Origin of the sequence: Amycolatopsis aidingensis (assembly GCF_018885265.1) — a bacterium.
GTDB classification, from domain to species: Bacteria; Actinomycetota; Actinomycetes; order Mycobacteriales; family Pseudonocardiaceae; genus Amycolatopsis; species Amycolatopsis aidingensis.
The window spans coordinates 1,721,653-1,747,895 of the sequence record NZ_CP076538.1; the positions used below are offsets into that span (position 1 = coordinate 1,721,653).

Here is a 26,243-nt window from a genome sequence, read left to right on the forward strand (position 1 = left end):
CGGGTAGCGATCCGGTCAAGATTCTTCCCGATGAGCGCGAGCGTGCCGCGGATCGAGCTGCCGCAGAAGGGGAGCTCGAGCCTGCGATCCGACTACGTGGCGGCGATGTCCCTGATGACCACCTCGGTCACCATCCTCGCGACGAACGGTCCCGCCGGCCGGTTCGGGCAGACGGTGAGCGCGGTCAGTTCGGTGTGCGCGGACCCGCCGGTGCTGCTGGCCTGCCTGTACCGGCACACGCCGGTCAGCGATGCGGTCGCGGTCAACGGGTGCTTCGCGGTGAACGTGCTCGGTGCGGACATGCGCGGGCTGGCCGACGACTTCGCAGGCCGGACCGAGTCCCGGTACCAGTTCGGCGCCGAGTGGCGCGCGCTGCGCACCGGATCGCCGGTGCTGCCGCAGGCTCCCGCGGTCTTCGACTGTGAGGTCAGCGAGTCCACGCTGGTCGGAACGCATGTCGTGGTCTTCGGACGGGTGGTCGCCGCCGTCGCGCGGGAGGAAGACGACCTGGCCGACCTCACCTACCGCGCTCGCGCCTACGGGCCAAGGGGCGGGACTCACCAGTAGAGACTTACCAGTAGATACCAGGAGGGCCGCGTGAAGCGATGCCTGACCGACCGCCAGCGGGAGTTCGTGGACATGGCGGCGGAGCTGGCCGACCGGTTCGCCGAGCGGGCCGCCGAACACGACCGGGACAACAGTTTCCCGCACGAGAACTACGAGGACATGCGCGCGGCGGGGTTCCTGCGGATCTCACTGCCGGAGGAGCTCGGCGGGCTCGGCGGCGGGATGGCCGACATCCTGCCCGCCATCGAGCGGCTGGCGATGGGGGACGGGGCCACCGCGCTGGCGGTGAACATGCACATCTCCCCGCTGGGCCAGTGGTCCTCGGTCTGGCGACGCACCGGGGACGAGCGGCTGGCCGAGTTCCTCCGGCTCGCGGCCGAGGACAAGCTCGTCTGGGCCGCGGTGACCAGCGAGATCGGCACCCCGAACCTGATGACCGACGCACGCACCACGGCGACCAAGGTGGCGGGCGGTTACCTGCTGAACGGCAGGAAGAACTTCGGAACCAACACCTCGGTGGCCACGCACTGCTCCACCACGGCGCGCTACGAGGATCCCGAGCTCGGGCCGCGGCTGATGCTGTTCCGGGTGGCTCTTGACGATCCCGCGGTGACCATTCACCAGACCTGGGACATGATGGGCATGCGCGCGACCCAGAGCAACGACGTGGAGTACAAGGACCTGTTCGTGCCGGAGGAGTCGCTGGTGCACAGCCTTCCGGTCGGGCACCTGGACGCTCGCGTGATGGAGACCGTGTTCGCCTGGGCCATGCCGGCCTTCGGAGCTGTCTACAGTGGAGTCGCTGCGGGAGCGCTCGACTGGGCGAAGCGGCAGCTGATCCGGCGCGGGCTCGCCAGCTCCGCGCGGGTGCAGGACACCGTGGCCGAGTGCGAGATCCTGCTGGAGAGCTCGCGTTCGGTACTGTACCGGCACGCCGACGAGTTCGGCTCCCGCCGCGCCATCGAGGAACTGACCGTCCAAGAAGGACTGTCCAGGTGTGCGCTGGTGAAGTACGTGTGCACCAACAACGCCACCGAGATCTTCCGCAAGCTGGTGGACGCCGTCGGCGGGGCTTCCTACGTGCGGAAGCTGCCCTTCGAGCGGATGTGGCGGGATGTGCAGGCCGGCCTGTTCATGCCGTTCGCCAACTACGCCGCGAAGGAACTGATCGGCGCGACCGCGCTCGACGTCGAGCTGGCGCCGTCGACCTGACCAGGGAGGAACCGAATGTCGGTAGCCGAAACCTATCGCGACACCGCGGGCGGATCGTTGCGGGTGCTGTTCTGCATCGGGGTGCGGGATGCTTTCTTCGCCGCCGAGGAGAAGGAGCGCAAGGCCGTGTTCACCACGATCAACGAGGCCTTCGCCGACCTGCATGGCCGGTTCGGGGTGACCGTGCTCGGCACCATGGACGACGACGAGCTGGTCGTCGGGCCCGCGGACGGCTACCCGTGGACCGCCTACATCCTGGCCGATGTGCCGGGGTACGAGGTGGCGACCAAGGTCTGCGACATCGTGCGCAGTACCGAGGTCGGCCCGGCGAAGCTGTGGAAGTACCTCAAGATCGAGGCCCGCATCGGCAGGCCGCTGTTCTTCGGGAACGAGTGACCATGCCGGAACGGGACCGGGTCGCGCTGGTCACCGGGGCGGCCCGCGGCCTCGGTGCCGCGATCGCGCGGGAGCTGCATGCGGGCGGCGCACGGGTGGCCCTGCTCGACCTGGACCGGGCGGGCGCGGAGCGGCTGGCCGCGCGGCTGGACCCCGGCGCGGGCACGACGCTCGCGGTGTCCGCGGATGTGAACGAGCAGGCGGCTTTCGACGCCGCGGTCGCCGAGGTCGAGGACCGCTGGCACGCGCCGGACATCCTGGTGAACAACGCCGCGCGAACCGCGGCCGGATCGGTGTGGGAGATCGAGCTCGAGGAGTGGGACGCGGTGCTCGGCACCAACCTGCGCAGCGTGCTGATCGCCACCCGGCGCTGCGCCCCCGCGATGCGCGAGCGCGGCTGGGGCCGGATCGTGAACATGGCTTCGCTGGCCGGGCAGCAGGGCGGGCTGGTCGCCGGGGCGCACTACGCGGCGGCCAAGGCGGGTGTGCTGGTGCTGACCAAGATCTTCGCGCGGGACCTCGCGGCCTCCGGCGTGACGGTGAACGCGGTGGCTCCGGCCGCCGTGCGCACCCCGGTGATGGACGATATGGACGAGGCCGAGCTGGAGCGCGCGGCGGCCACCATCCCGGTCGGCAGGCTGGGTACAGCCGAGGAGGTGGCCGCGCTGGTGGCCCACCTGTGCGGCGAACGCTCCGGCTACCTGACCGGTACCACGGTGGACATCAACGGCGGCACCTTCATGCGCTGACCGCTGTGAGTGGCGGGCAGGGTCAGGTGGTGGCTTCGAGGAGGTCGACCACCTCGTCGTCGGTGGTCTGCCGGAAGTCGCGGTACCACTGGCCGACCGCGACGAAGTCCTCCGGCTCCGTGACGCAGATGACCTCGTCGGCGTCCCCGCGCAGCTGCTCAGGGGATCCCGGAGCGCACACCGGGGCGGCGAACACCAGCCGGCGCGGGCGGTCCGCGCGGACCGCCCGTAGTGCGGCGGTGGCGGTGACCCCGGTGGCCAGCCCGTCGTCCACCACGATCACATCCCGGCCCTCGCGGTAATGCGGCTGCCTGCCGCGCTGGTAACGCTCGACCCGCCTGCGTGCCTCGGCGCGCTCCTCGGCGCAGGTATCCGCCAGTTCGTCCGCGGTGAGCCCGAGCTTGCGCAGCGAACCGGGGTCGAAGTACGCGGGCCCGGACGCGGTCACCGCGCCCACCCCGAGCTCCGGCCGCCCCGGCGCACCGATCTTCCTGGCCACCGCCACGTCCAGGGCCGCGCCCAGCTCCGCGGCGACCACCGCGGCGACCGGTACCCCGCCCCTGGCCAGGCCGAGCACCAGCGGGTCGGACCAGGATCGCTCGGCCAGCAGCGCGGCGAGGCGGCGCCCGGCCTGGTGCCGGTCGGCGAACGTGCCGTGGCTTGCTGCGGTACGTGACATGATCGCCTCCTGCCCTGCGAGATACCCACCGGCGGCGAGTGGCAATCCTCCTGGTCAGGATAGCCCCGACAGCGGCGGCGTGGCTCGCTCAGGCGAGACGCAGCAGCCCGTCGTGCACCCGTTTGAGCAGCTCGAGCGGCGGGCGGCCGTTGGCCATCGGCGCGTTCTCGTGGATCATCAGCAGCCCCATGTCGATGGCGTCGCTGATCAGGATCCTGGCGACGCCGAGCGGGGCCTTGATCCGGGCTGCGATCTCCGCGACGGACTGCGGATGCCCGCACAGCGTGCAGATCGTCCGGTGGTCGGCCGTCATCGGCTGATGCATCGCGCGTGGTGACTCGTGCAGCCTGGTGGAGGACACCATCGTCTCCAGCCGCAGGTCGTAGCTGGCCTTCGCGCGGCCACCGGTGCGCACATAGGGGCGGGCCCGGATGAAGTCGTGGTCCTCCTCGACCTCCTCCGGTTCTGGTGCTTGACTGTCCACATCAGACTCCGGCCACGGGGGAGGGGGACTCGAGCTCCGTTCGGTGGGGACGGTGGCTGTCGCCGTCCGGGGCTGCGGTTCGCGGGCGGTCTCCGGTTCGTCGGGGGCTGGCTCGTCCTCGGGCTCACGCGGCTGGAAATCGTGCTCCGCCCACTGCTGGTAATCGCCCCAGCCGTCGAAGGAGAGTGGCCGGAAGAGGGCGCTCTTCCGCTTGTGCGTGCTCATGCGTGCTCCGGAGGTGACACTCTACGTCATCCGCCCCTCACCGGTGTACCGCCCCACCGTCCGTACCTGCCCAACTGGCGCGACGGTATGTGTCCGCGGTCCTGATCACAAGGGCCAGTTCGGCGAATTATGACCAGATCTGCTGGCCTTCCCGATTAATCGCGTTGATCTGGTGACTCGCGGTGTCACCCCCGGCGCTATCAGCGACAAGGGGAATCTCTGACCGGCGTGATTGCCTCGCGGAAAATCGTGCACCGGGGTCGGCGGGCGTCGTTGGTCACGTTGCCTCCCCGGTAGCGTTCGGTTAGCTTGAGCCAGCCGTGGTGTACGGGAAGCCGGTGCGAGACCGGCGCGGCCCTCGCCACTGTGATCGAGAAGTCGCCGTTCGACCCGCCGATCGCGGGACCCACTGGGCCAGCTGTGCCCGGGAAGGGGAACGGTGGCGCCGACTCGTCAGCCAGGAGACCGGCCACGGCAGCACGGACACGTCATCCACGAGGTGCTGGAGGCCCACCGAATGACCCCCTGCCTGCCCGCTGCCAGGGCCGTCCGACCGTTGGTCGCCGCGGTGCTGGCCATGATGCTCGCGGTCACCGGCTGCGCGACCACCGGTGAATCCGGCGATGCGGCGGGCCCGTCCTCGCTGACCATCACCACCAGCTTCGACATCGCCGACCTCGACCCGCTGGAGAACGGCTTCTGGGGCAACGAGTTCGGCTACTCCGAGCTGCTGCTGCGGCCCACCTTCGACGGCAAGCCGGACCCGTGGCTGGCCTCCGACCTGCGCAACACCTCGCCCACGACCTGGGAACTCACCCTGAACGAGGGCATCACCTTCCACAGCGGCACCGCCCTGGACGCCGAGGCGCTGGTGGCCTGCATGCGCTACCAGCTGGCCGAGAACCCTTCGCTGGCCGCCGCGTTGCCGGGGACCACGGTGCAGGCCACCGGCCCGCTGCGGGTGTCGATCACCACTGCCGAGCCGACTCCGAACATGCCGAACATCCTGGCCGAGGAGTCCATGTTCAAGGTGTACGACCAGGCGGCCTACGAGCGGGCCAAGGGGGACCCGGCGGCACTGCTCGATGCCGGGCTCTACACCGGCCCGTACGTGGTGCGCGGCCTGGACAGCGAGGTGATGAAGCTGGAGCCCAACCCCGATTACTGGGACGGCGAACCAGCGCTTGAGGACTACTCGGTCCGGTTCATCGAGGACGCGCAGGCCCGCCTGCTCGCGGTGCGTAACGGCGAGGCCGACCTGGCGCTCTACCCGCCGACGGCGATGGGCAAGACCCTGCAGGGCGGTGGCGACGCCCACTACCTCACCGGCACCCCGCGCAGCCCGACCTTCGCGCTGTACTTCAACCAGCGCCGCGCGCCCTTCGACGACCGTGCCGTGCGCAAGGCCGTGCAGCAGGCCGTGGACTACCGGCAGATCGCCGATGAGGTGATGAACGGGCTGTACCAGCCCGCCACCGGCATCTACGGCGAGGCCATGCCGTACGCGGTGCGGACCCAGCAGACCGATCTCGCCGCGGCCAGGGCAACCCTGGACGAGGCGGGCTGGGTCGCCGGGCCGGACGGCATGCGGGTCAAGGACGGCAAGCCGCTGACCTTCGAGGTGGTCACCTACCCGCAGCAGCCGGACTCGGAGACCCTCGCGGTCGCGGTGCAATCCCAGCTGAAGGCCATCGGCGTGCAGGTCACCCTGCGCTCGGTGCCGGACATCACCGCCACCCTGAACGAGACCGACAGCTGGCAGGCGGGCCTCTCCGGCGCCGAGATGCTCTCCTTCTCCGGGGACCCGATCATCCGCCTGCGGGACTACTACCTGACGGGCTCGCCGAAGAACCGCGGCGGGGTCGCCGATCCCGAGCTGGACGCGATGATCGAGAAGGTCAGCGTGGAGTTCGACGAGCAGCGGCGGCACGAGCTGCTGCGCTCGATCCAGCGCCGGATCAGCGACCGGGCGCACGTGGTCTACCTCGGGATGCGGCTGCCGAACGCGGTGGGCGGGCCGCGGATGAAGGACTACGAGCCCAACCCGATGCTGCTCTGGGTGGACGCGCGCACGGCACCCACCGGCTGATGCTGGCCTCGTTCGCGAGCCGGACGGCGCAGGCGCTGGTCACGCTGTTCGGCGGGAGCGTCGCGATCTGGGCGCTGCTGAATCTGACCCCCGGCGATCCCGCGACGCACGTGCTGGCCGCGCGCCGGATCACCGATCCCGACCCGGCGCTGCTCGCGGCAACCCGCGCCGAACTCGGCCTGGACGAGCCCCTGCCGGCCCGGTTCGGGCAGTGGCTGCTCGGGGCGGTGCAGGGCGACCTCGGTGTCTCCTGGCGCACCGGGCGCCCGGTGGTCGAGGAGTTCGCCACCCGGCTGCCTGCCACCCTGCTGCTCGCCGGGGTGGCGCTGGTGTTCGCCATCGGCATCGCACTGGTGCTCGGCCTGGTCGCCGCGGCGGCCCCGCGCCGGTGGCCGGACACGATGAGCCGGACCGTCGCGCTGGCCATGGTGGCCGTGCCCGGTTTCCTGATCGGTGTGCTGCTGCTGGACGTGGTGGTCATCCGGCTCGGCATGGGCCGGGTGATCAGCGACGGCACCCTGGCCACGGTCGGGCTGCCGGCCTTCACCCTGGCCCTGCTCTCGGCAGGTTCCTGGTCGCGGGTACTGCGGGCGAGCGTTCTGGAGGCAAGGGCCGCGCCGTATCTGGACGTGAGCGCCGCCCGTGGCGCCGGAAGGTTGCGCCAGCTGTTCGTGCACCTGCTGCCGAACTCGCTGCCGCCGTTCCTCACCATGGTGGGGGTCAGTGCCGCGTACTTCCTCGGCGGGGCGCCGATCGTGGAGGCCGTGTTCACCTGGCCCGGCCTCGGCGGCTACGTGATCGAGTCCATCCACGCGCGGGACATGCCGGCGGTCGCCGGGTTCGCGCTGCTCGCGGTGGCCGCCTTCGTACTGGTCAGCCTGGTGGTCGACCTGCTGCTGCGGGCGCTGGACCCGCGGCTGCGCGGCGCGGGGAGCAGCCGATGAGCCTGCCGGCCACGATCGCCAGGATGACCGGGCTCGGCCCGGCGCCGCAGCCGGTGGCGGTGCCGCAGGGGCTGGGGCGCAGGTTGCTGGCGCACCGCGCGTTCCAGGCCGGGCTGGGCTGCCTTGCCGTGGTCGTACTGCTGGCCACCCTCGGACCGCTGCTGATCAAGGACCCGGAGGCCACCGACTATGCCAACCAGCTCGCCGCGCCGAGCTGGGAGCACTGGCTCGGCACCGACAGCGCCGGGCGGGACTCCTTTGCCCGCACCGTGGCCGGGGCGTACAACTCGCTCGGCGCGGCATTGCTGGTGTTCACCATCAGCACCCTGGTCGGCCTGCTGCTCGGCGCGGCGGCCGGGCTGCTCGGCGGGGTGTTCGACGTGCTGCTCAACCGCTTTGTCGACATCCTGCTCGGGTTGCCCTCGCTGGTGCTCAGCCTGGCCGTGATCGGGGCACTCGGGCCGGGGTTCGGCACGCTGATCCTTGCCATGTGCCTCACCGAGTGGGCCCGGCTGGCGAAGCTGGCCCGCGCGCACACCCTCGGCAGCGCCCGGCGACCGGAGGTGATCGCGGCCAGGATGGCGGGCGCCGGGCCGCTGCGGGCAGCGGTGGGCCATGTGTTGCCGGGGACGCTGGTGCAGGTGCTGATCGCGGCCACGCTGAACCTCGGGGAGATCGTGCTGTTCCTGGCGAGCCTTTCCTTCCTCGGCCTCGGCGCCCAGCCTCCTGCCACGGAGTGGGGCAACATGATCGCGGAGAGCAGGGCGAGCTACGCGGTGGCGCCCTGGCTGCTGATCGGCCCCGGCCTCGGCATCGTGCTGTGCATCGCGGGCGCCACGCTGATCAGCGACGCGCTGCGGGACTGCACCGATCCTGCGGGGCGCTCATGACGGCGGCGCTGGACATCCGCGGGCTCTCGGTGCGGTACGCGGGCGGCACCACCGCGCTGCGCGAGGTGGACCTGCGGGTGGAGCAGGGGGAGTGCGTTGGCCTTGTCGGCGAGTCCGGCTGCGGGAAGACCACTCTGGTCCGTGCCGTGCTGGGCCTGCTGCCGCCACGGGCTGGCGTCGCGGGTGCGGTCTCGGTGGCCGGGCGCGAGGTGCGCTGCGCCGCCAGGGACGAGCTGCGTGCGCTGCGCGGGCGGGTGGCAGGTTATGTCGGGCAGGACCCGTACGCCGCCTGCGATCCACTTCGGACGGTCGGGCACCATGTCGCTGAGGCGTGGCTGGCGCACGGCATGCGGCCGGGCCGCGGCGAGGTCGCCGACCGGCTCGGGGCACTGGGCATCCCGGACCCCGCGGCACGGTCACGGGACTACCCGCACCAGTTCTCCGGCGGCATGCTGCAGCGGGCCACGGTCGCCGCGGCCACCGTGCACTCACCGCCGCTGACCATCGCCGACGAGCCGACCAGCGCGCTGGATGCGGACCTGGCAAGGGACGCGCTGCGCACGCTGCGCGGGGCCAGCCGGTCCCTGCTGCTGGTCAGCCACGACCTGCGGCTGGTGGCCGAGTTCGCCGACCGGGTGGTGGTGCTGCACGAGGGCGAGGTGGTCGAGGAGGGCCCTGCCGAGCGGGTGCTGGCCACCCCGCGCAGCGCACCGGCCCGCAGGCTGGTGGCCGCGGCACCCGGGTCTCTCGACCGGCCTGCCGCCCCGGCCCAGCAGGCGGGGCCCGCTGGGCCCGCCGAAGCGGGGGTGGACGGTGCGGCCGTGGTGGCCGTGCGCGAGGTGCGCAGGCACTATGGCCGGGGCCGGGGGCGGGTGCGCGCGGTGGACGGCGTCTCGGCCGAGATCGCGGCCGGGGAGATCCTGGGCGTGGTCGGCCCTTCCGGCTCGGGCAAGTCCACCCTGCTGCGGCTGATCGGCGGGATGGAGCGGCCGGACGGGGGCAGTGTGCGGTTCGACGGCACCGAGGCCTGGCCCGGCCGCCGCTCCCGGCCGGTGCTGCCCCGGCCCGGTTATGTGATGCCGGTGTTCCAGGACCCGCGGGGCAGCCTGGACCGGCGCTGGGCGCTGTGGCGGTCGATCACCGAACCGCTGGTGCTCGCCCATGGCCCGCTGCCGGTCGCGGAGCGCAAGCGGCGGGCCAGGGAGGCACTCGAGCCGGTCGGGCTCGGTGAGCTGGACGTGACCGCGCTGCCGGGGCAGCTTTCGGTCGGGCAGGCGCAGCGGGTGGCGCTGGTACGGGCGTTGATCGCCGAGCCCGCACTGATCGTCGCGGACGAGCCGACCGCCAGCCTGGACAGCACCACCGCCGCGGACATCGCCGTACTACTGCGCGCGGCGGCGGACAACGGGACCGCGCTGGCCGTGGTCAGTCACGACCTTGCCCGGCTGGCGACCTATGTGGACAGAACGCTGGAGCTCGGTGCTCGTTCCCGGACCCCGGAACTCACGCGCTGATCGGGATCGTGCAGCCCACCGTGGCGAAACCGTCCGCACCGGGCCTGCGCACGGACTGCTCGGCAACCACCTCGCCGTCCACCGTGATCGCGCAGTGCACCACGCCGGGTGTGGCGCTGCGGGCGTACACCGCGATACCCAGCTCGCCGAGCCGGTCGCTCTCCTCGGTGAACTCGTACTCGAAGGGCTCGCCCTGCAGCTCGACCTGGGTCTGGGTGCCCGCCCTCGCGACCCGCATCACGGTGTCGTACGGGCCGGAGGCGGTGACGTGAATGGTGTGCGGCCCGGCCGCGGCCACCGCGGGATCCGGCGCGGGCGGTGGCGATCCTGGCGGCGCCTGGCTGGAGGCGCAGCCGAAGACCACCGCCGCCGCGACGGCGATCAGGAGAGTCAACCGGGTCATGATGCGCTCCCTCCGATCGTCCGCCAACCGGATTGTCGCATCCAGGAGTCGTTCGGTTACCGGCCGACTCCGGCCGGGATCAGCTGTCCAGCGCGAAGGTCACCAGCAGATGCACTTTGTAGCCGGTGACGCTGCCGTTCTCGCCGATCTGGACTTCCTGTTCCTTCACCCAGGCGGATTTCAGGCCACGCAGGGTTTCCGACGCCCGCTTCACCCCTATCTTGATCGCTTCCTCGAAGCTCTGCTCGGAAATCGCGCTGATCTCGGTCACCCGTGCCACTGAGGACATTCCAGTCAACTCCTCCGCCGGTCGGTTGCCAGGACGGGTAGTGGGTACCTCACACCCCGTCCTGGCAAACCGGCCGTGGCTCACAGCGCGATGATGGTGAACAGCTCCGAGGACGCCGAGGTGTAGATGGTGGTCTCCGGGTGGTAGACACGGACGGTCAGCGTGGTGGAGACCTTCAGGTTGAACCGGAAGGTGCCGTGCGGCAGACAGGGTGCGGTGCGCAGGTCCACCCAGAGCCCGGTGGACAGCTGCTGTTGCAGGTAGACCTTGGTGGCCCCGCTGCCGAGCGCGTCCTGGCCGCGGCCACCCTTCTCGAGTTCGAACCGGCCGTCGATCCGGACCTTGCCGTTGGCCTTGACCTTCTTCTTGTCGACCTTGGCCTTGATCTTCACCTTCTGCTTGGGGGCGAACTGGTCGGCGTGCTGGGCCGGAGCGGATCCGGCCTGCGACGCCATGGCGGGCGGCGTCGCGGTGAGGAGGGCGCACCCGAGCACGGTGGCGACGAGTGCCGTGAGCATGCGTACTTTGGGGGTTCGGTCTGAGGTGTCCATCACCTCAGTGCAGCACCGGGGGTGGCCGGCGAACCCCGTTCATGCCCCGAACCAGTGACGATGACTCCGCCGTTCGGGTGTCACTCGATGGGGTTGGCGGCGCGCAGGTCGGGTGCCATCGCGGCCGCCGAGGCTGGCTGCCTGCCCGCGTCGATGTCTCCGGCGAGCGCGCGGGCCCAGCCGCACAGCCCGGCGACGTCGATACCGTAGGACGCCTCCGGCGCGAACGGCTCGATGTTGTCCGCGCCCCTGCGCAGCAGCGAGGCGGCGCCGGTGGTGTTGCCGCGCGCCGCGTGGGTGACGCCGACGGCCAGCTGGGCCAGCCCCCGCCACAGGCCCTCCTCGCGTGCGGGCCCCGACTTCCACGCGTCCTCGAACACCTCGTGCGCGTGGAAGGGCTTGCCGTCGTTCAGCAGGCGCTGCGCCTCGGCCACGGTGTCCGCGGGGGAGCGCTCGATCCCCTCCGGCTGCCGCTCGACCCCGGCCGCGTCATAGGGCAACGGCCTGCCGAGGCCGTCCCGCGGCCTGGCGTTCCGCGCCCGGCCCTCCTCGTCTCGATCCCGGTTCCTAGGCACGGCTCCGATCCTCCCACGCCACCGGGGGTGTCCCTGTGCATCACCCGATGGTGGAACATGTGGCGCGAACCCGAACCGGTCCAGACCCCTGGGAGATGACGTGAGGCGTCCCCTCGCCGCCGTACTCGGCGTGACCCTGCTCAGCGCCGCCGCCTGTACCGGCGCCCCCGAGCCCGCGGCGGAGCGGAACGAACCGTCCGAGCAGGCGGCCCCGTCCACCGGGTCCACCGGGCCCGCCGACTCGTTCACCGTGCTGGCCACCGGTGACGTGCTGATCCACCCGGCACTGACCGAGCAGGCCGAGCGGGACGCCGAGGCCGGGCTGGAGCGGGACTACCGGCCGCTGTTCGAAGGCGTGCGGCCGGTGGTGTCCGCTGCCGACCTCGCGATCTGCCACCTGGAGGTACCGCTGGCCGAGGACGGCGGCGACTTCAGCGGCTACCCGTCCTTCAACGCACCCCCCGAGCTGGCCGACGCGCTCGCCGACACCGGGTACGACTCCTGCTCCACCGCCTCCAACCACACCCTGGACCAGGGCGAGGACGGGGTGCGGCGCACCCTGGACACGCTGGACGATGCGGGTATCCAGCACACCGGCTCCGCCCGCACCGAGCAGGAGGCGGACACCCCGCTGGTGCTCGACGTGAACGGGGTCAAGGTCGGGCAGGTGTCCTTCACCTTCGGTTTCAACGGCTACGAGCTTCCGGATGGCAAGCCCTGGATGGCCAACCGGCTGGACGCGGAGGCGGTGATCGCGCAGGCCGAGGCGACTCGTGCCGCCGGGGCAGAGGTGGTGATCGCCAGCCTGCACTGGGGCACCGAGTACCAGCACGATCCGACCGCCCAGCAGCGGCGGCTCGCCGAGCGGCTGCTGGGTGCGGACTCGATCGACCTGATCCTCGGCCATCACGCGCACGTGGTGCAGCCGATCGAGCGGATCGATGGGGAGTGGGTCGCCTACGGGCTCGGCAACCACGTGGCCAAACACGCCGAACCGAGGGGTGTGTCCGAGGAGGGCATCGCGGCGCGGTTCCGGTTCACCAGGAAGGACGGTGACTGGCGGGTGGACGGCGCCGAGTACGTGCCCACCCTGATCGAGCTCGGGCCGCCGATCCGGCTGGTCGATCTGAGCAGGGCGGAGCCGAGCCCGCGGCACACCGAGGCCCTTGACCGCACCGACGAGGTGGTGCTGAGCCGCGGCGGCGAGGAGGACGGCCTCACCCGCCCCGGTTCCTGACCAATCCCTGAACGTGGCGTTCCGGACGTCAGACGTCCCAAACGTGCCGTTCGCGACGCTGAGCGTCTCGAACGGCACGTTCAGGGTCTTGCTGGCGGGTGGGCGCTTGCTGGGGGTGGGAAGTGCCGCTACAGCCGCAGGTCGTAGACCATCAGCGGCCTGCCGGGGCCGTTGATCCGCCGCCCGCTCACCACCGCGATGCCGGCCCGTTCGAGCTGCTTGACCAGGCGGCGGGCGGTGCGCTCGTGCACGCCGAAGCCATTGGCGACATCCTGCGCGGTCAGCCCGCGGTCGCCGCGGGCGTCCAGCAGCGAGCGGATGGTGAGCAGGGTCTTCTTGCTGACCCCCGCCCTGCTGGCGAGCTGCTGTAGGTCGGGCGCGGTGTCCTGCTCCGCCTCCGCCGTGCCGGTCTCCAGCACCCTTGGCGCCTCGTTCGGAAGAGCCAGCGCGGCGATGAACCCGCCGGCCTCGCGTGCCCTGCCGAACGCGGTGTTCGCCAGCGCCTCCGCCTCCGCCGCGGTCCGGCCGATCCCGATTCCGATGTGGACCTCGGCAAGGTGGCCCGCGAGCTCGGCGAGCATCGGCAGGCCGGTGAAGCCCCTGGTGACCGCCCAGAGCGGTCCGCGCGTGGTGACGAAGGCGAGCCTGCCGTCCGGCAGCGTCGTGGTGCTGGCGCCGAGCTCGCCCAGCAGCCGGGCCAGCGTGGTCTCCGGCTCCGCGAGCCGGGCGAAGCCGACCGCGACCTGCGCGTCGGAGTAGCGATGACTCTGCGTCTTCAGCAGCAGCGAGCCCACGGCCTGCCGGGTGTCCTTGCGCGATGGCACCATTCGCACCGCGTGGGTCTCCTCGCTGAGTACGGCGAAGGCCGAACGCAGGCAGGTCAGCGCCACGGTGTCCGGACCGAACCGGTGCCGCACGCTGCGATGGAAGTCGACCAGCCGCTCGGCCGTATGCCCGCTGCGGTAGGCGAGTACCGCGATCCGGGTGTCGCCCAGCCCGGCCGCCGCCAGGGTCTCCCGCACGTCGTCGGTGTCCAGGGTGTCCACGCTGAGCGAGCGCACCGGGTATCCCTCGTTCAGCAGCCGGACCACGACACTGAGCAGGGTCACCCCGCTGTAGCAGACGTGCTCGGCGGGATGGTTCACGACCCGGGCCAGTTCGGCGAGGGTCCGCGGCACGATCCCGGTGAACAGCCAGCAGTCCACCTCGTCGTGATGCTTGCGCACCAGCGCGCTGGTCTCGTTCTCGTGCTGGTAGGGGATGCGCACCACCGGGCAGCGACCAACCTGTTCGGTGGCCGGGGCGATCTGCTCGACGAGGTCGCCCGGCCCCACCACGCCCACGGTCGGCCGGGTCATCGCGCTCGCCCCGAGTTGTCGAACATTCCTGCAGTCTAGGACCGCGAGCCGCCCGTTGTTCCGGTCGTCGCACCCGTGCCCTGGGCCGATCGGCGGATATCGGGTGGTTCGTTATGTGCCCCGTTTGCCTGGCTCTAAGGTACCGATACCATCCGCTGCGTTCCAGCTTCGAGGGGTCTTTCGGTGAACGACGACGAGGTATCCGTGGTCGAGCTGCTGGAGCGCGAAGGGTGGGACGAGCGCGTTCCACCGCGTCCGGGTTCCCGGCTTCGCGTGCTCGCGGTGATGGGCGCGGTGGTGTTCGGCTGCGGGGTGGCCGCGGCCGTGGTCAGCACCCTGCCCGGGGATGGCGAGCAGGACCAGGGGCTGGAGGAGCCTTCCATCATCCGCTTCCCCGAGCGCACGGCGCTCACCGTGGGGCCGGATGAGAAGGAGCAGGAAGAGTCCGAGCGGGGCGTGCCCGCGGGACCGACGAGCACCGGCTCCGGTGCCACTCGGACCTCCGGTTCCACCGCGTCGTCCACCACCGAGAGTTCGGCCGGGACTACCGCGAGCTCGACCGGGTCGGCCTCGGCGGATCCCGATCCGACCTCGGAGGAGCAGAGCACAACGGCCCGCAGCGACAGCCCCGACCCGCCGCCGGACCCCAGTCCGCCCCGGCAGACCACCACGACCACGGAGACCGAGGAGCCCTGCTTCATCTGGATCTTCTGCTGATCCTCAGCCGGGTTGCAGGCCGGGACGGCCGTCGGCCACGTGGAAACGCCGGACCACGGAGAGGTCGACCTTGGCGGGATCGCGAACGAGCACCGAGGAGACACCCATGAACTCCGCGGTGAGCTGATCCGGGGTGACCCTGGCCCGCACGTAGCCACGTTGGTGGCCGATATAACGCAGGTGCGGGTTCTCATCCAGGTTGTTCGGCGGGGTGGTGCTGCCACGGGAGGTGATCGAGGTGGTCACCAGCTCGGTGCCGACCACCGGTGAGTCGTGATCGTGGTAGTTCAGCCGCAGGTCGCTGGCCCAGTGCCGGTGCACGTCACCGGTCAGCACCACGGGATTGCGCACCTTCCGGTCGATCCAGCCCCGCACGATGCGCTCCCGGTTGGCCGGGTAGCCGTCCCAGGCGTCCTCGCTGACATCGCAGGTGCTCGCCCGGCCGTCGCCATCCCGCTGGGCGAAGAAGACCTGCTGGCCGAGGAAGTCCCAACCGGAGTCGCGCGCCGTCAGCGAGTCCAGTAGCCAACGCTCCTGTGCGTCCCCGGTGAGCGTGCGGTCCGTCCGGCGCAACTCACCACAGTTCGTGTTGTTGTTGTTCGGGGCCTGCTTCCACCGGTACTGCCGGGTGTCCAGCATGTGGAAGCGGGCCAGTGTGCCCCAGGCGATCGTGCGGTACAGCGGGATCGCCGAGTTCTCCGGTTTCATCGAGCGAGGCAGCGGCATGTTCTCCCAGAACGCCTGGAACGCGGGCTGCTTGCGGCCCGGCTGGTCGAAGTTCACGCCCCACCAGTTGTTCTCCAGCTCGTGGTCGTCGAACACCGGCAACCACGGCGCCGCCGCGTGCGCCGCCTGGAGGTCCGGGTCGAGTTTGTGCTGCGCGTACCGCAGCCGGTGCTCCACCAGGCGGTTGACCTCGTCGAACTCGACGTAACCCCGCACCAGGTCGCTGCGACCGGAGTTGTTCTCGTACATGTAGTCGCCGAGGAACAGCACCAGATCCGGTTCGTCCTGCGCGATGAACCGGTGCGCGTGGTACCAGCCTTCCTCGAAGTGCTGGCAGGAGGCGAAGGCGAAGCTGAGCGAACCGGGCGCGGACCCGGCCGCGGGCGCGGTGCGGGTACGGCCGACCGGGGACAGGTGCTCGCCTGCCTTGAACCGGTAGAAGTACTCGGTACCGGGGGACAGTCCTTGCGGTTCCGCGTGGATGCTGTGCCCCTCTCCCGGCACCGCGACCGCGTTGCCGGAGGCGGCGATGCTGGTGAACTTCTCGTCGGTGGCGAGTTGCCATTCCACCAGGATGTTCTTGTCGCCCATCCCACCGTCGAGGTCCAGCGGCGCGGTCGCCAGCCTGGTCCACAGCACCACCCGGTCGGGTCTCGGGTCGCCGGAGGCGACACCGAGGTGGAACGGGTAGCGCAGGGCGGCGGTGCCCGCACCCGCCGCGGACAACCCGGGCACGGCCAGCGTCCCGCCCGCGGCGAACCCGGTCACCAGGAACAGTCGGCGATTCATGTCAGGCATGGCGCCCCCTTCAGAGTTTGTAGCCATCGCCGGTTCCGGAACAGGCTGTCAGGCATAGTCGGTGGTCGGGCTGCCGCAGGTGGATTCGAGGATCTGCCGCTGCCCGTACTCGCCGAGGCAGGCCCGGTAGGTCACCCAGTCGCCTTCCGGGAACTCCAGATTCGCCGTCACCACGCTGCCGTTGCCGCTGTGGTTCCACACGTAGTGCGGGCCGGAGCCGTCCGGCAGCCAGTACAGCAGGACCGCCGAATGGCCGTCCCCCCGCTGGTCGTAAACCTTGAAAACCTCACCGTAGGACTGGAAGGTCACCTTCCCCGCGCAGGCGCTGTCGCTGGTGCACCGGGAACTGTCCGCGGCCGCCTGCGGGGCCGCGGCCACCGTGAACGCTGCCGCCAGCGCGGCGCCGCCGACGATCAGTGGGAACCTGTGCCGTTTCGACATGGTGCCTCCGCCCTTCGGGTCCGGCACCGATTTTCTTATCCGCCGGCCCTGGCCGTGAAGGGCGAACGAGACCTACCCGCGACCTGAAATAATGCCAAACCGGAGTTCACCGCGCGTGTAACAGGACCGCGGGTGACCACCAGTAGTCGTGGATCGGGGTCACCGTGGTTTCCCGGTAGCCCGCGTCGGCCAGCAGTTCCCGCCAGGCTTGCACCGGCTGTTCCCAGTTCGTGCGCGGCCGCCCGGGTTCCAGCAGCCCGAGCAGCATCGGCAGCATGAACCCCTTGGCGACCAGCCCCGCCTGGCCCGCGTACTCGGCGATCCCGCGCTCGTACCGGGTCGCCAGCGAGTGCAGGTGTTCCGGGCCTCCCTCGGCCAGGTCCGGGACATCGAACTCGGCGATCAGCAGCCCGCCGGTGTGCTCGCGCAGCCCGCGCAGCACCTCGGGGCGGTCCGCGGGCGGCACCGACTGCAGGGAGAAGGTGGCCTGCGCGAGGTCCCAGTGATCACCGGGGCCGAGGTATCCGGTGAAGGCCTGCGCGTCCACCGGATGCGTACCGAGTTCGCCCGCGAACCCGGCCAGCCGTTCCCCGGCCGCGCGCAGTAGTTCCGCCGAGGGCTCGACCAGGTCGAGCCGGGCCGGTGGCGGGCTGGCGAGCTCCACGGCGGGGGCGAGGGCGAGCCCGTCACCGCAGCCGATGTCCAGCAGGCTGCCGCCGGGGCAGGACAGCTCGTAGTGCCGGGCCAGCGTACGGCTCAGGTTCTGGTACAGCGGCACGTTGCCACCGCCACGCACGAACGCGCGGAAAGCCGCGGGCTGGTCGTATACCTCTGGCCGGGCGCCGTCCTCGAGATGGCGGGCCAGCTCGGTGCCCAGCACCCAGCCCTGCTCCCCGGCCCGGATGGCGTGTTCGTGTGCCGTCTTCCGGTCCCGCTCGCGCAGCGCGCGCAGCGCCGCGACCAGCTCGCCTGCGGGTTCCGTTCCAGGCCGCATGGGGCTCCTTCCGGGGTTTCGCCGGGATGGCTCGCGGGTATTGCCCAAGCGTCATCTTGCCAACGGGCGGCAACGGGTTCCGGATGGCAGGCAGGCAGACCGACCTCTGCGGACTACTGGAGCGGACGATGTTCAGCCAGCACGATCGGCAGCAGCTCAGGAAGATCGAGCAGTGGTTCGAGGAGTCCGACCCGGAATTGGCCAAGGCGTTGCAGGAGGGTGCCCCGCCGCGACGGTACGGCCGGATGGTGCGGCTGGCCGTGTATCTGCTGGCCGCCTTCCTGGTCGTGTTCGGCCTGGTCGGCATGATCTTCCCGCTGGTGTTCCTCGGTGCCATCGCGGCTGGGGTCACGGCCTGCGCGCACCTGCTCGGCCGCGGCAGGCTGGGCGGGCCGTGAGCCGGTTGCCGGACGCGCACGGCCCGCCCGGCCGGCTCACAGGGTGTCGAAGGGAACGGTCAGGCAGGCGATGCGGTCACCGGCCTTGCCCGCCTCACCCTGGGCGGTGGCAGTGGACTCATTGGCGTGTACCACCACCGAGGCCGGAACGCGTTCGGCGAAGGTGAACGGCACCTCGGCGGTGGTCTCGCCCTCGCCCTGCTCGCCGGTGCGCAGGTCCAGCCAGATCTCGTTCTCCGGATTGGCATAGGCGGGGTCGTGCGGGGCATCGTCCGGGCTCTGGTTCTTCTGGAAGTGCGGCCCGGCGTCCGCACCCTGCGGGCCGCAGGGGTCGGTGTGCACATGGACGGCGTAGCCACGGTTGGCCAGTAGTCCCTTCACCTCGAGACCGACCCGGGTGGTCTGGTCCAGCTTCTCGGCATCGACGGTGAGCTCGGCTCCGGCAGGTGCCAGCTGCTGGTTGTAGGTGTAGGCGCCGTTGGCCGACTTGGGCGGAGCGAGCTTGCCGCTGTGTTCCAGCCCCGGCTCGTCCTGATTCGCCGTGGTCCCGGTGGTGGCCGAGGTGGTGGTCTCGCCGGTGGCGCCGCCTGCGGAGTCCGCGTCCTCGCCTCCGCAGGCGGCCGCCAGCAGACCGGCGACCGCGACCGCGGTGACGACGCGTATCCGGGTGTGCGTGTGTCGTGCCTGTGTCATGGGGTTCGTGTTCCCGCCCTTCGGTCGGCTCAATCGGCTACTCAGGATCCTCCCCGTCGCGCAGCACCGCGACCGGGCAGTTCGCGTGGTGCAGCACCGCGTGGCTGACCGAGCCGAGCAGGGCGCGCCGCACCGGGCCCCGGCCGTGACTGCCGACCGCGAGCAAGCGGGCATCCTCGGCGTGTTCCAGCAGGGTGCGGGCCGGCCGGTCGGCGACGAGTTCCCAGTCCACCTTGACCTCCGGGTAACGGCGCTGCCAGCCGTCGAGGTACTCATCGGCCATCGAGCGCAGCTCGTCCGGTTCCAGCGCGCGTACCCTGCCGGTGTCGTGCACCGCCAGCGGCAGGTCGGACCAGGCGTGCACGGCGGTGATCGGGCAGCCGTGCCGGGCCGCGAAGTCGAAGGCGAACGCGATCGCGCGCGTACTTGTCGGCGAGCCGTCCACTCCGACGACCACCGGCTGGTCACCGAGGCGTTCCTCGCCCCTGACCACCACCACGGGCCGGGTGAGGGCGTGGGTCACCTCGGCTGCGGTGGAGCCGAGCAGGGTGCGCGGTAGCCCGCTGAGCCCGCAGGCGCCCAGCACCACCATCTCCGCGTCCAGTTCCCCGGCCAGCTCGGCCAGCGTCGGCGCGGCCGGACCGTCCCGGAAGGCCGTGTCCACCTCGAGGTCCGGCACCTGCTCCCGGGTCTGTCCGGCCATGGCGTCCAGTGCTTCCGCGGTCGCGCGGCGGATCGGTTCCTCGGCAAGGGGCTCGGCCGGTACCCAGCGGAAGGTGGTGGCCGGTGGCTGCCAGCTGAACGCCTGCCCGATCACCAGCCGCCTGCCGCGCGCCCGCGCCTCCCGTGCCGCCCAGGACACGGCCTGATGGGCGTTCGCCGATCCGTCGAAGCCCGCGAGGATGGTTCGTTCGGTCATCGGTACCGCACTGCCTCCTTCCGGGGTGCCTGCACAGCTTTCCGGCAGCCGGGGTATGCCCGCTCCGGCCGGTGCCCACACCCGTGTTCGCCACCGGACAACCCTGGTACGTCCCGAGATCGGCCCCGGTTCACCTCCTGTCGTCCACAGGGGACTGTTCGCCGATCGCGATATCCTGCGGCTAGGGCAAATATGTCGTCGCGGCAGCCACGCGAACCTGCCAGACTGCGTATCCACTGGGGGTTCGGCCCGGCGGGTGCCGCCCCCGCCGGGCCGGGCTCGTTCCCGGCGGGGCTCACGCGGAGGTGGGCACGGTACGGGCGGACGTCCTCCCGGCACGCGGCCGGGGCGCCCCGTCCGCGGCGAGTTCCCGCCAGATCCGCAGCGCGCGGTCGAAGTGCGCGCGGGACCGGTCGGGCTGCCCGAGCCTCTCGTGCAACTGGCCCAGCAGTTCGGAGATCTCGGCCTCGGACCGGCGGTCGCCGTTGCGCCGGTGCGCGCTCAGCGAGTTGACCAGCAACAATCGCGCATGCGCGAGATCCCCGCTGTACAGGCACAGCTCGCCGAGGTGCTGGTTGGCGTAGCCGACACAGTGGTTGTCACCGATCTCGCCGAAGATCGCGATCGCCCGGTCGACCTGCTCCCTGGCGGCGGCGAGGTTGCCCTGCCGCTGGTGCAGCAGGCCCAGCCGGTTCAGCGCATGCGCCTCCCGGTGCCGGTCGCCGATCTCCGCGGATAGCTCGTAGGCGCCGACGAACCACTCCCTTGCCCGCGCGTAGTGCTGTCTCGCCAGCCACACCGTGCCGATGGCCAGCCGGATCGCGGCCTCGCTGTGCCGGTCCCCGGCGCGGGCGCACAACGTCAGCGCCTCCTGGCTGCGTTCCAGGGCCAGGGTGTTCTCCCCGCGGATCCGCAGCACGGTGCCGATGCCGGAGAGCGCGATGCCCGCGCCGCGCTCGTAGCCTGCCCGCAGGAACAGCTGGTGCGCCCGCTCGAAGGCGTCCAGTGCGTCGGCGTAGGAGTCCCGGTACAGATGGATCTGGCCGAGGTTGCGCAGCATGATCGCGATTCCGGGCAGGCTGTCCACCCGCCGCGCGGCCTCCAGCGCGACCAGGTGCGTGTGCTGCCAGTCCTCGTGGTGGCCACGCAGGTCGAAATACGGCGAGAACGCCGCTGCCAGGCGCCAGGCCAGGTCGTCCAGGCCCCATTCCACGGCCAGCTCCACCGCCACGACCCCGCGGCGCCGCTCGGCCTCGAACCAGCCGGCCGGGTCGGCGACCAGCTCCGCGGGCGCCGGGGGACACCAGCCTGCCGGCGGCTCGCCGACGGAGAACACCCCGAAGAAGTGGATCGGCATCGTCTTCGCCGCGTGCAGCGCCAGGGCGAGGTATCCGGTCAGCAGCCGCCGCACCGCCTCCCGCGGGACCGGGTGCCCGGCAGTCTCCGCGCGCCCCGCGGCGTAGCAACGCAGCAGGTCGTGCAGCCGGTACCGGGGGCTGCCGGTGGCGTCCGGGCCGACCAGCTCGACCAGGTGGGCGTCCACCAGCAGGTCCAGTTCCTCCTCGGCAAGGTCCTGGTCCAGCAGGGCCGCCACCGCCCAGCCGGGGAAGGGTGCGGACCCGAGCAGCCCGAGCAGGCGGAACGCGCGCGCGGCCCGCTCGGGCAGCAGGTCGTAGCTCAACGTGACGCTGGCCCGTACGGCGAGATCACCGACCCGCAGCTCGTCCAGCCGCCCGCGCTCGTCGCGCAGCCGGTCGGCCAGGGTGCGCAGCGGCCAGCGGGACCGGTGGCGCAGCCGGGCGCCCGCCACCCGGATGGCCAGCGGAAGGTGGTCGCAGAACCGCAGGATGTCCGCCGCTGCCTCCGGTTCGGCTGCGATCCGGTGCCCGCCGACGATCCCGGCGAGCAACTCGCTGGCCTCACTCTCGGGGAGCACGTCCACCTCGGCCGGGTGGGCGCCCTCCAGGTCGGGAAGGCGCAGCCTGCTGGTGACCAGTACCGCGCAGCCGCCAGCGCCGGGCAGCAGCGGGCGCACCTGGGCCGAGCTGGCCGCGTCGTCCAGCACGATGCACATCCGCCTACCGGAAAGGCGGGAGCGCAGCAGCGCGGCCCGCTCGGCGAGGTCCGCGGGAATGTTCGCGTCCCGCACGCCGAGGGCGTGCAGCAACTCGGGCAGCACGTCCACCGGCGAGCGCGGGAATGGCGCGGTGCCTGCGAGGTCCACGTGCAGCTGACCGTCCGGAAACCACGGGCGTAGCGCGTGCGCGGTCCGCACCGCCAGCGCCGACTTGCCGACGCCCGGCGCGCCGGTGAGCACGGCGACGGTAGGCAGCCCGGCGTCCGTGCGTTCGCGGATCAGCCGCAGCAGGTCGGCGCTCAGCCGCGCGCGGCCGGTGAAGTCGGGCAGGTCCAGCGGCAGCTGGCAGACCGGTTCCGGTGTCTCGGCAGGCTCCGGCTCCGGTGCCGCACGCAACCGCTCCCGTGCCTCGCGTAGCCGGGGGCCGGGGGAGGTGCCCAGTTCCTCGAACAACGTCTGCTCGGCCTGCTCGTAGGCGTGCAGCGCCTCGGCGTCCCGGCCTGCGGCCCCGAGGGCGAGCACGAGCTGCTGCCAGAACTGTTCCCGCAGCGGGTGGTCGGCCAGCAGGCCGCGTAGCTCGGTGACCACCTCGTCGTGCCTGCCGAGCTCGGTCTTGATCCGCAGGCGCTGCTCGCTGGCGGACAGCCGCAGCTCCCCGATCCTGGCCAGCGTGGAACCCCAGAGATGACTGTGCGTGAGGTCCTCCAGTGCCTCGCCCCGCCACAGCCGGTCGGCGCCTGCCAGCAGGTCCAGCGCGGTCCGCGGGTCCTTTTCGCTCAGCGCCCGCCGGGCGGCGGCCACCTGCTCCTCGAACCGTTGTAGGTCGATCTCGCCGGGTTCCGCGGTGAGCAGGTACCCCGAGGAGCGGCTTTCGATCCGGTCGCCGCCGTCCCCGCCCTCGGCCAGCCGCCTGCGCAGCGAGTGCACGTAGGTGCGGATGTTGGCCGCGGCCGAGCGCGGTGCCCGCCCCGGCCACAGCACCTCGACCAGGAGATCGGTCGAGACCGGCGTTCCGGCCTGCAACAGCAGCGTGGCCAGCAGCATCCGCGGCTTCGGCCCGCCCAACGGCAGCGTGCGGCCGGCCACGTCGACTTCCAGCGGCCCCAGAACACGAAACGCAATCGCAGACACATGTACCGCCCGTAACGGCAGGAGTCCGATCGCCCGGATCGTATGTCTGTACGCCAACGATTGCCAGGGTAGGCGGCTAGATGGGTGATAGTTGGCGTGAATGCCCCCTGCCGGCAATACTGAATTCGTTTCAGGTTATCCGCGTGCTGCCGGCGCGGGCGAGTACCGTGCCGCGCTCGTAGGATGTCCGCACCATGACGACCGAGTACAGCGGAGCCGGTGATCCGGCACGGAGCCTGGCGTTGCTGTGGCGGACCCAGGAGCGGGTCAGCCGTAAGGGCAAGCCCGAGCTGAGCGTGGACCGGATCGTGCGCGCGGCCATCGACCTCGCTGATGCCGACGGGCTGGCCACGCTGTCCATGCGGCGGGTCGCCGACCAGCTCGGGGTGGGCACGATGTCGCTGTACACCTACGTGCCGGGCAAGGCCGAGCTGCTGGACGTCATGCTGGACACCGTCTACGGGGAGCTGGACTTCGCCGAGCGCTCGGAGGTGGGCTGGCGGGCCAGGCTGGAGGCTGCGGCCAGGGCGAACCGTGCGCTCTACCACCGGCACCCGTGGATGCTGCAGGTCGCCACGAGCCGCCCGCTGCTGGGGCCCAACTACAGCGCGAAGTACGAGTACGAGCTGCGCGCGGTGGACGGCATCGGCCTGTCCGACCTGGAGATGGACTCGGTGGTCACCCTGGTCAACGGCTTCGTGCACGGCGCCGTCCGGGGGGAGGTCGAGGCGGCGCAGGTGCGCCGGCGCTCCGGCATGACCGATGAGCAGTGGTGGAACGCGCACGCGCCCTTCCTCAACCGGATGATGGACCCGGGCCGCTTCCCGGTCGGGGCGCGGGTGGGCGCCGCGGCCGGGGCCGAGTACGGCGCGGCATACGACCCGGAGCAGGCCTTCGAGTTCGGCCTGCTCCGGGTGCTCGACGGAATCGAGATGTTCGTCCACGAACGCACCGGTGCGGGGCCCTGAACGTGGCCTTCCGGACGTTCAACGTCGCGAACGGCACTATTGGGACATCTGACGTCCCGAACGCCACGTTCAGGGCATTTGGGTCGTGCGGGGTCAGCCCCAGGAGCCTGCGGGCTGCCTGGTGGTGACGTTGATCCGGTTGAACAGGTTCGTCGTGGCGATCGAGAGCACCAGGGCGGCGAGCGCGGTCTCGTCGTAGTGCTTGGCCGCCTCGGCCCAGATCTCGTCCGGCACCGGGTCCGCGCTGTCACTGAGCCGGGTGGCGGCCTCGGTGAGCGCGAGGGCGGCCCGCTCGGCTTCGGTGAAGTAGGGCGCCTCCCGCCACGCGCCCACCGCGAACAGTCGCTCGTCGGTCTCGCCCTCCTTCTTGGCCTGGCGGGCACCGAGATCCACGCAGAAGCCGCAGCCGTTGATCTGGCTCGCCCGCAGATGGCTCAGGTGCAGCGTGGCCGAAGGCACACCTGCCTCCTGGAAGGACTTCATCAGGGACTGGATGGCCTTCATCGAGTCCGGAAGGACCGAGACGGGATTCGTCATCCGTGCTTGCATGCTGCTTGCCTCCTGTGGTCACAGCCTGGGTTTTCCTCCGTCACTCCCTTGACGGTTCGCGGGCCAGGAATGTGACCGCCTATCGCCCGCGGCCGGAGCTGAGCCTGCTGGCGGCGAAGAGGCCGAGGCCGAGGGCGAGCAGGAGCAGGCCGGCGGCGACCGCGGGGCCGATCGGGGCACCGGTGTCGGCCAGCCCGGTGGACGGCCGGGAGGTGACGACCGGGGGAGCGACCGCGCTGGTCGACTCCTCCGGCCCGGTGGGCTCGGTGGAGTCAGTGGACCCGGTCGGTCCGGTGGGCTCGGTGCTGGACTCGGGTGGGGTGGTCGATTCGCCGGAGGTCGTGGTCGTTGTCGTGGATTCGGTGGTCGTCGGCTCGGTGGTTTCGCTGGTGGTGGTGTCGCTCGTGGTGGTCGGTTCGGTCGTGGTGGTGGTCTCGGTGGTCGGCTCCGTGGTCGTGCTGTCGGTGGTGGTTTCGGTGGTGGTGTCGCTGGTGGTCGTCGGCTCGGTGGTGGGTTCCGGCTCGTCCACGCAGGACGGCAGGTCACCGTCGAAGGGGTAGGCGTGGAACTCCTGCCCCCGCCGCCGCTGGCCGCGGAGGTGTGGGTGAGCGAGCCGGTAGTGAAGAACCGCCCGTTCACCCCGGGTGCGGTCACCGTGGTCTCGCTGTCCGGGTTACCGACCAGCACGCTGCCCTGGAACTGCGCTGTGCCCCCGATACTCGCCGTGGTGGCGTCGGGGAAGTTCCACAACAGCCGCTCGCGCAGGGCGTTCACCGGATCCGTGTCGTTGAGATCCCCGGTGTAGGTGTTGATCGTCCGGTTCGTGCCCAGCACGTTCACCAGCACGGTGGCGCCCTCGGGGATACCGGCGAAGGCGATCCCCTGCTGCCCGCCGGTGGCGCTGGCGATGTCGAAGTCCACGTTGAACACCTGGAGTGCGGAGGTGCCGTCGCCGGTGAACAGGGTCTGGTAGCCCTGGTTCACCGCGGTCCCTGTCGCCGGGCGCGGGCCATCCTCCGTGCGGGCGTAGCACTGGCTTGCCTGCTGCAACTGGCCGCGCAGCCCGGTGTAGGGCGTGGCGGCCTCCGGGTCGGCGATCACCGTGCCGGTGATGGTGCCCTCGGCCGTGCCGGCGTGCCGGACTACCCCGCCGTCGGCGAGCAGGCGCTGCCCCTCGGCCACGGTGACGTTCCCTCCGGTGGTCAGGAAGTCCGCGCCCTCCGGCGGCGGCACCCTGGAGCCGACGCCCGCGATGCCCACGTTGTAGACGGCCGATCCGCCCGCGTCCTTGGCCAGCGCGAAGTCGCCGAGCACGACGACCCTGCCCTCGGCCTCGGCGGCCCGCCCGCCGACCCGGAAGTCGGAGCCGACGAAGAGGTTGATGCCGTTGTCGCGGCCGGCGAACTCGCCGTTGTTCACCGCGGGGTAGGGGTCGGGGCAGTCGCCGGGTACGCAGGGTCCGAGCCCGCCGGGCAGGGTCGCCGCGCTGCCCGGCAGCGCACCGGCACCGAGCACTACCAGTGCCGCCGTCATGGCCAGCACGGAACCGGTCGAAAGGGCGATCAGACCGCCGCTGCCACGCATAGCCACCTCGATCACTCGCCGTGGGCATCCAGCGCCTGATCGTCACCGGACTGCGCGGGTCGCGCGCGGTGGGACGACCGAAATCC

At 71.4% G+C, this 26,243-nt stretch carries 27 protein-coding genes and 1 riboswitch; of the genes, 12 read left to right on the plus strand and 15 right to left on the minus strand.

Annotation, left to right across the window (positions count from 1 at the left end; translation table 11 throughout):
- Positions 1-30: 30 nt before the first annotated feature.
- The 4 genes from KOI47_RS08180 to KOI47_RS08195 are packed head-to-tail and all read left to right on the plus strand — an operon-like array spanning position 31 to position 2,924.
- Positions 31-567: a flavin reductase family protein gene (locus KOI47_RS08180; RefSeq protein WP_216215387.1), complete on the plus strand. Its 537-nt coding sequence runs from the start codon at positions 31-33 to the stop codon at positions 565-567.
- A gap of 30 nt (positions 568-597) precedes the next feature.
- On the plus strand, positions 598-1,779 hold the full coding sequence (locus KOI47_RS08185) for an acyl-CoA dehydrogenase family protein (protein ID WP_216215388.1): 1,182 nt from the start codon (positions 598-600) through the stop codon (positions 1,777-1,779).
- Positions 1,780-1,794: 15 nt separating this feature from the next.
- Positions 1,795-2,175: a hypothetical protein gene (locus KOI47_RS08190; protein WP_216215389.1), complete on the plus strand. Its 381-nt coding sequence runs from the start codon at positions 1,795-1,797 to the stop codon at positions 2,173-2,175.
- Between the two features lie 2 nt (positions 2,176-2,177).
- Positions 2,178-2,924, plus strand: coding sequence for an SDR family oxidoreductase (locus KOI47_RS08195; protein ID WP_216215390.1), 747 nt, complete (start codon positions 2,178-2,180; stop codon positions 2,922-2,924).
- Positions 2,925-2,946: 22 nt separating this feature from the next.
- On the opposite strand, the gene KOI47_RS08200 is transcribed toward KOI47_RS08195, so the two are convergent.
- Both KOI47_RS08200 and KOI47_RS08205 read right to left on the minus strand, forming a co-directional pair.
- Positions 2,947-3,603, minus strand: coding sequence for a phosphoribosyltransferase (locus KOI47_RS08200; protein WP_216215391.1), 657 nt, complete (start codon positions 3,601-3,603; stop codon positions 2,947-2,949).
- An 88-nt stretch (positions 3,604-3,691) separates the two neighbouring features.
- Complete coding sequence (locus KOI47_RS08205) at positions 3,692-4,312, minus strand: DUF742 domain-containing protein (protein ID WP_216215392.1); 621 nt, start codon at positions 4,310-4,312, stop codon at positions 3,692-3,694.
- 304 nt (positions 4,313-4,616) lie between these two features.
- A riboswitch (cobalamin riboswitch) is annotated at positions 4,617-4,800 on the plus strand.
- Between the two features lie 29 nt (positions 4,801-4,829).
- Here KOI47_RS08205 and KOI47_RS08210 point away from each other — a divergent pair.
- From KOI47_RS08210 to KOI47_RS08225, 4 genes are read left to right on the plus strand one after another with little or no spacing between them, the layout of a single operon-like run.
- Entirely contained in the window at positions 4,830-6,401 is a 1,572-nt protein-coding gene (locus KOI47_RS08210) for an ABC transporter substrate-binding protein (RefSeq protein ID WP_216215393.1), read from the plus strand.
- Positions 6,401-7,345, plus strand: coding sequence for an ABC transporter permease (locus KOI47_RS08215; protein WP_216215394.1), 945 nt, complete (start codon positions 6,401-6,403; stop codon positions 7,343-7,345). The genes KOI47_RS08210 and KOI47_RS08215 overlap by 1 nt, the downstream gene beginning before the upstream one ends.
- Positions 7,342-8,235, plus strand: coding sequence for an ABC transporter permease (locus KOI47_RS08220; protein ID WP_232376616.1), 894 nt, complete (start codon positions 7,342-7,344; stop codon positions 8,233-8,235). Before KOI47_RS08215 ends, KOI47_RS08220 begins: the two co-directional genes overlap by 4 nt.
- Complete coding sequence (locus tag KOI47_RS08225; protein WP_216215395.1) at positions 8,232-9,749, plus strand: ABC transporter ATP-binding protein; 1,518 nt, start codon at positions 8,232-8,234, stop codon at positions 9,747-9,749. Before KOI47_RS08220 ends, KOI47_RS08225 begins: the two co-directional genes overlap by 4 nt.
- Here KOI47_RS08225 and KOI47_RS08230 read toward each other — a convergent pair.
- The 4 genes from KOI47_RS08230 to KOI47_RS08245 all read right to left on the minus strand — a co-directional run bounded on the left by KOI47_RS08230 (position 9,739) and on the right by KOI47_RS08245 (position 11,567).
- Positions 9,739-10,152 (minus strand): hypothetical protein, encoded by a 414-nt coding sequence (locus KOI47_RS08230; RefSeq protein WP_216215396.1) that lies wholly within the window; start codon positions 10,150-10,152, stop codon positions 9,739-9,741. The genes KOI47_RS08225 and KOI47_RS08230 overlap by 11 nt on opposite strands.
- Before the next feature lie 79 nt (positions 10,153-10,231).
- On the minus strand, positions 10,232-10,423 hold the full coding sequence (locus KOI47_RS08235; protein WP_216215397.1) for a dodecin family protein: 192 nt from the start codon (positions 10,421-10,423) through the stop codon (positions 10,232-10,234).
- 98 nt (positions 10,424-10,521) lie between these two features.
- Positions 10,522-10,992 (minus strand): hypothetical protein, encoded by a 471-nt coding sequence (locus tag KOI47_RS08240; protein ID WP_216215398.1) that lies wholly within the window; start codon positions 10,990-10,992, stop codon positions 10,522-10,524.
- An 80-nt stretch (positions 10,993-11,072) separates the two neighbouring features.
- Entirely contained in the window at positions 11,073-11,567 is a 495-nt protein-coding gene (locus KOI47_RS08245) for a DUF309 domain-containing protein (RefSeq protein ID WP_216215399.1), read from the minus strand.
- Between the two features lie 100 nt (positions 11,568-11,667).
- On the opposite strand from KOI47_RS08245, the gene KOI47_RS08250 reads away from it, so the two are divergent.
- Positions 11,668-12,804: a CapA family protein gene (locus KOI47_RS08250; protein ID WP_232376617.1), complete on the plus strand. Its 1,137-nt coding sequence runs from the start codon at positions 11,668-11,670 to the stop codon at positions 12,802-12,804.
- Between the two features lie 128 nt (positions 12,805-12,932).
- Here the strand turns inward: KOI47_RS08250 and KOI47_RS08255 are convergent, their stop codons facing one another.
- On the minus strand, positions 12,933-14,162 hold the full coding sequence (locus KOI47_RS08255) for a helix-turn-helix domain-containing protein (RefSeq protein ID WP_216215400.1): 1,230 nt from the start codon (positions 14,160-14,162) through the stop codon (positions 12,933-12,935).
- Between the two features lie 183 nt (positions 14,163-14,345).
- Here KOI47_RS08255 and KOI47_RS08260 point away from each other — a divergent pair, with 183 nt between their 5' ends.
- Positions 14,346-14,879 carry a hypothetical protein gene (locus KOI47_RS08260; RefSeq protein ID WP_216215401.1) on the plus strand — a complete coding sequence of 178 codons (534 nt, stop codon included), beginning with the start codon at positions 14,346-14,348 and terminating at the stop codon, positions 14,877-14,879.
- Positions 14,880-14,882: 3 nt separating this feature from the next.
- Here KOI47_RS08260 and KOI47_RS08265 read toward each other — a convergent pair whose 3' ends face one another.
- From KOI47_RS08265 to KOI47_RS08275, 3 genes are all read right to left on the minus strand, one after another.
- Positions 14,883-16,403: an alkaline phosphatase D family protein gene (locus KOI47_RS08265; protein ID WP_216215402.1), complete on the minus strand. Its 1,521-nt coding sequence runs from the start codon at positions 16,401-16,403 to the stop codon at positions 14,883-14,885.
- A 48-nt stretch (positions 16,404-16,451) separates the two neighbouring features.
- A complete protein-coding gene (locus KOI47_RS08270) occupies positions 16,452-16,844 on the minus strand; it encodes a hypothetical protein (RefSeq protein ID WP_216215403.1) in 393 nt (130 codons plus the stop codon).
- 106 nt (positions 16,845-16,950) lie between these two features.
- Positions 16,951-17,838 carry a class I SAM-dependent methyltransferase gene (locus KOI47_RS08275; protein ID WP_216215404.1) on the minus strand — a complete coding sequence of 296 codons (888 nt, stop codon included), beginning with the start codon at positions 17,836-17,838 and terminating at the stop codon, positions 16,951-16,953.
- A gap of 83 nt (positions 17,839-17,921) precedes the next feature.
- Here KOI47_RS08275 and KOI47_RS08280 point away from each other — a divergent pair, with 83 nt between their 5' ends.
- Entirely contained in the window at positions 17,922-18,236 is a 315-nt protein-coding gene (locus tag KOI47_RS08280; protein ID WP_216215405.1) for a DUF3040 domain-containing protein, read from the plus strand.
- A gap of 36 nt (positions 18,237-18,272) precedes the next feature.
- Here the strand turns inward: KOI47_RS08280 and KOI47_RS08285 are convergent, their stop codons facing one another.
- From KOI47_RS08285 to KOI47_RS08295, 3 genes are all read right to left on the minus strand, one after another.
- On the minus strand, positions 18,273-18,929 hold the full coding sequence (locus tag KOI47_RS08285) for a superoxide dismutase family protein (RefSeq protein ID WP_216215406.1): 657 nt from the start codon (positions 18,927-18,929) through the stop codon (positions 18,273-18,275).
- 37 nt (positions 18,930-18,966) lie between these two features.
- On the minus strand, positions 18,967-19,848 hold the full coding sequence (locus KOI47_RS08290; RefSeq protein ID WP_216215407.1) for a universal stress protein: 882 nt from the start codon (positions 19,846-19,848) through the stop codon (positions 18,967-18,969).
- 295 nt (positions 19,849-20,143) lie between these two features.
- Positions 20,144-23,056 (minus strand): AfsR/SARP family transcriptional regulator, encoded by a 2,913-nt coding sequence (locus tag KOI47_RS08295; protein WP_332461447.1) that lies wholly within the window; start codon positions 23,054-23,056, stop codon positions 20,144-20,146.
- 194 nt (positions 23,057-23,250) lie between these two features.
- On the opposite strand from KOI47_RS08295, the gene KOI47_RS08300 reads away from it, so the two are divergent.
- Positions 23,251-24,024, plus strand: a complete 774-nt coding sequence (locus KOI47_RS08300) for a TetR/AcrR family transcriptional regulator (RefSeq protein WP_216215408.1) — start codon at positions 23,251-23,253, stop codon at positions 24,022-24,024.
- Positions 24,025-24,117: 93 nt separating this feature from the next.
- Here the strand turns inward: KOI47_RS08300 and KOI47_RS08305 are convergent, their stop codons facing one another.
- Complete coding sequence (locus KOI47_RS08305; protein WP_408629899.1) at positions 24,118-24,561, minus strand: carboxymuconolactone decarboxylase family protein; 444 nt, start codon at positions 24,559-24,561, stop codon at positions 24,118-24,120.
- A 30-nt stretch (positions 24,562-24,591) separates the two neighbouring features.
- The gene (locus KOI47_RS36120; protein ID WP_269756699.1) at positions 24,592-26,172 is read right to left on the minus strand and encodes a choice-of-anchor A family protein; all 1,581 of its coding nucleotides are present in this window, start codon (positions 26,170-26,172) and stop codon (positions 24,592-24,594) included.
- Between the last annotated feature and the right edge of the window lie 71 nt (positions 26,173-26,243).

Bases quoted from the DNA above. Each gene is read 5' to 3' on its own strand.
- KOI47_RS08180 (WP_216215387.1), top strand. From the start codon at position 31: ATGAGCGCGAGCGTGCCGCGGATCGAGCTGCCGCAGAAGGGGAGCTCG.
- KOI47_RS08190 (WP_216215389.1), top strand. From the start codon at position 1,795: ATGTCGGTAGCCGAAACCTATCGCGACACCGCGGGCGGATCGTTGCGG.
- KOI47_RS08195 (WP_216215390.1), top strand. From the start codon at position 2,178: ATGCCGGAACGGGACCGGGTCGCGCTGGTCACCGGGGCGGCCCGCGGC.
- KOI47_RS08200 (WP_216215391.1), bottom strand. From the start codon at position 3,603: ATGTCACGTACCGCAGCAAGCCACGGCACGTTCGCCGACCGGCACCAG.
- KOI47_RS08205 (WP_216215392.1), bottom strand. From the start codon at position 4,312: ATGAGCACGCACAAGCGGAAGAGCGCCCTCTTCCGGCCACTCTCCTTC.
- KOI47_RS08210 (WP_216215393.1), top strand. From the start codon at position 4,830: ATGACCCCCTGCCTGCCCGCTGCCAGGGCCGTCCGACCGTTGGTCGCC.
- KOI47_RS08215 (WP_216215394.1), top strand. From the start codon at position 6,401: ATGCTGGCCTCGTTCGCGAGCCGGACGGCGCAGGCGCTGGTCACGCTG.
- KOI47_RS08220 (WP_232376616.1), top strand. From the start codon at position 7,342: ATGAGCCTGCCGGCCACGATCGCCAGGATGACCGGGCTCGGCCCGGCG.
- KOI47_RS08225 (WP_216215395.1), top strand. From the start codon at position 8,232: ATGACGGCGGCGCTGGACATCCGCGGGCTCTCGGTGCGGTACGCGGGC.
- KOI47_RS08230 (WP_216215396.1), bottom strand. From the start codon at position 10,152: ATGACCCGGTTGACTCTCCTGATCGCCGTCGCGGCGGCGGTGGTCTTC.
- KOI47_RS08240 (WP_216215398.1), bottom strand. From the start codon at position 10,992: ATGGACACCTCAGACCGAACCCCCAAAGTACGCATGCTCACGGCACTC.
- KOI47_RS08255 (WP_216215400.1), bottom strand. From the start codon at position 14,162: ATGACCCGGCCGACCGTGGGCGTGGTGGGGCCGGGCGACCTCGTCGAG.
- KOI47_RS08265 (WP_216215402.1), bottom strand. From the start codon at position 16,403: ATGCCTGACATGAATCGCCGACTGTTCCTGGTGACCGGGTTCGCCGCG.
- KOI47_RS08270 (WP_216215403.1), bottom strand. From the start codon at position 16,844: ATGTCGAAACGGCACAGGTTCCCACTGATCGTCGGCGGCGCCGCGCTG.
- KOI47_RS08275 (WP_216215404.1), bottom strand. From the start codon at position 17,838: ATGCGGCCTGGAACGGAACCCGCAGGCGAGCTGGTCGCGGCGCTGCGC.
- KOI47_RS08280 (WP_216215405.1), top strand. From the start codon at position 17,922: ATGGCAGGCAGGCAGACCGACCTCTGCGGACTACTGGAGCGGACGATG.
- KOI47_RS08285 (WP_216215406.1), bottom strand. From the start codon at position 18,929: ATGACACAGGCACGACACACGCACACCCGGATACGCGTCGTCACCGCG.
- KOI47_RS08290 (WP_216215407.1), bottom strand. From the start codon at position 19,848: ATGACCGAACGAACCATCCTCGCGGGCTTCGACGGATCGGCGAACGCC.
- KOI47_RS08300 (WP_216215408.1), top strand. From the start codon at position 23,251: ATGACGACCGAGTACAGCGGAGCCGGTGATCCGGCACGGAGCCTGGCG.
- KOI47_RS08305 (WP_408629899.1), bottom strand. From the start codon at position 24,561: ATGACGAATCCCGTCTCGGTCCTTCCGGACTCGATGAAGGCCATCCAG.